Origin of the sequence: Streptomyces acidicola (genome assembly GCF_009377235.1) — a bacterium.
Taxonomy (GTDB): domain Bacteria; phylum Actinomycetota; class Actinomycetes; order Streptomycetales; family Streptomycetaceae; genus Streptomyces; species Streptomyces acidicola.
On the sequence record NZ_VMNX01000466.1, the window covers coordinates 1 to 2649 of the forward strand.

Here is a 2649-nt window from a genome sequence, read left to right on the forward strand (position 1 = left end):
GGGTGGGCAGCAGCGCGGCGGACGCGTCGTCGGTGTCCGCCAGCAGCAGACGGCCGGGGTGTTCGGCCTGTGCGGACCGGGCGAGTCCCCATACGGCGGCGGCGCCCAGGTCCCTCACGTCCTCGGCGTCCGTCGCGGCGACGGCGCCCCGCGTGACCAGCAGCAGACGGGAGCGGCGGAAGCGGTCGTCGGTGAGGAAGTCCTGTAGCAGGGAGAGGACTTGGCGGGTGGCGGTACGGGCCGCCTCGGCGCCCTCGCCCGACCCGGCGACGGAGATCACGAGGTGGCGCGGTGCCCGCTCGCCCGGCAGCGCGGCCGGCGTCGGGACGTGCGCGGCGCCCTCCAGATGCGCCGCGAGCCCGAACGGGTCCTCGCCGACCAGGGCCCAGCCGCCCCGCGCGGCGGCCGGTACCTCGTGGTTGTGCCACTCCAGGCGGAACAGCGACCCGGCCGGGTCGGGCAGGGCAGCCGTGGCGGCGGCGTCGGGTGCGGCCCGCAGGGTGAGGCCGGCGATGGAGAGGACCGGGGCGCCCTGCGTGTCGGCGGCGTCGACCACGACGGTGTCCGGTCCGGTGCGCAGCAGCCGGGCACGCAGCAGTGCGGGTCCCGAGGCGTGCAGGGTCACATCACGCCACTCGAACGGCAGCAGGCGCTCGGCGTCGTGGTCCAGGGCGGCCGCGTGCAGGACGGAGTCCAGCAGGCCGGGGTGCACGCCGTACTCGCCGGTGTCGCGGACCGAGGCGTCCAGGGCGATCTCCGCGAACAGTTCCTCACCGCGCCGCCACAGGGCGCGCAGTCCGCGGAAGGCGGGGCCGTACACCAGGCCGGCGGCGGCGTAGCGGTCGTAGCGGTCGGTGATGTCGACGGGCCGCGCGTCGCGCGGCGGCCACTCGGCGGCGTCGAACCGAGCCGGTTCGGCGGCGTCCGGAGCGAGCCGGCCGGTGGCGTGCAGGGTCCAGGGTGCCTCGGGCCGGTCGGCGGGCCGGGAGTGGAACCACAGCTCGCGGCGCCCCGTCCCGTCCGGTCCGCCGACCTTCAGCTGTACCTGTACGGCGCCCTCCTCGGGCAGCACGAGCGGTACGGCGAGGGTCAGTTCGGCGACCCGGGCGCAGCCCACCTGGTCCCCGGCGCGGATCGCCAGCTCCAGGAAGCCGGTGCCGGGGAAGAACAGCATGCCGCCGACGCGGTGGTCGGCCAGCCAGGGCTGCACGGCGGTGGAGAGGACGCCGGTGAGCACGAGATCGTCGGAGCCGGCCACGACCATCGCGGCGCCGAGCAGCGGATGCCCGACCGCTTCGAGCCCGGCGCCGGTCACCTCCAGGGTGCGGGCGCCACCGGCGGGCCAGTACCGCTCGCGCTGGAAGGCGTACGTCGGCAGGTCCACGCGGCGTGCGCCGGTGCCGGCGAAGAACCCGGCCCAGTCGACGGCCACGCCGTGGACGTGCAACGCGGCGAGGCCGGTGACGAGCGCGGGCTCCTCGGCCCGGTCCCGGCGCAACAGCGGCTGCACGACGGCCTGTTCGGGCAGGCAGGCGCGGGCGGCGGCGGCGAGTACGGCGTCCGGGCCGATCTCCAGGAAGGCGGTGGTCCCGGCCTCCGCGAGGGCTGTCACACCGTCGGCGAAGCGCACGGTCTCACGAACGTGCCGTACCCAGTACTCCGCCGAGCACAGTTCCTCCGGTTCGGCGATGAGGCCGGTCAGCCCGGAGACGACGGCGAGCTGCGGGGCGTGCCAGGTCAGTCCTTCGGTGACCTCGCGGAAGTCGTCCAGGATCGGGTCCATCAGCGGTGAGTGGAAGGCATGGCTCACCGCGAGCCGGGTGTGCCGCCGCTCCCCCAGCGCCGCGAGCAGATCCGCCACGTCCTCCTCGGCGCCCGAAAGCACCAGGGAGCGCGGCCCGTTGACGGCCGCCACCGCCACGCCGGGCGTCAGCAGCGGCCGTACCTCGGCCTCGGTCGCCTCGACGGCGGCCATCACGCCGCCCGGCGGAAGGGCGGCCATCAGCCGGCCGCGCGCCGCCACCAGCGTGCAGGCGTCCGCGAGGGACAGCACCCCCGCCACATGCGCCGCGGCGATCTCGCCGACCGAGTGCCCGGCGACGAACTCGGCTCGCACGCCCCAGGACTCCAGCAGCCGGTACAGCGCGACCTCTACGGCGAACAGCGCGGCCTGGGTGTGGTCCGTACGGTTCAGCAGCGCCTCGTCCGTGCCCCACATCACCGCGCGCAGCCCGGGGTCGAAGCAGGCCAGCGCCTCGTCGAGCGCGTCGGCGAACACCGGGAACCGGGCGTGCAGTGCACGGCCCATGCCGAGCCGTTGGCTGCCCTGCCCGGAGAACAGCAGGGCGAGCTTGGGCCGGCCGGTGACCTGGCCGTGGACGGTGCCGGGGCCGGTGGGGTCGGCGAGGGCGGCCGGGTAGGGCGCGTGGTCGTCCGCGGCGGTGACCACGGCGGTGCGGTGGTCGAGGGCGGCGCGGGTGACGGCGAGGGAGTAGGCGACGTCGAGGGGCCGCGGCCTCTCGTCACCGGCGAGGAGGTCGCGCAGCCGCACGGCCTGGTCGCGCAGGGCGGCCGGGGTGGCGGCGGACAGCAGCCAGGGCAGGGCGCCGGGCGTGCGGTGGGGGGCCGTCGGCTCGGGCTCCGGTGGGG

At 76.4% G+C, this 2649-nt stretch carries 1 protein-coding gene; it reads right to left on the reverse strand.

Annotation, left to right across the window (positions count from 1 at the left end; genetic code table 11):
- On the reverse strand, positions 1-2649 hold a 2649-nt coding region (locus FPZ41_RS46020; RefSeq protein ID WP_194236460.1), incomplete at both ends, for an acyltransferase domain-containing protein.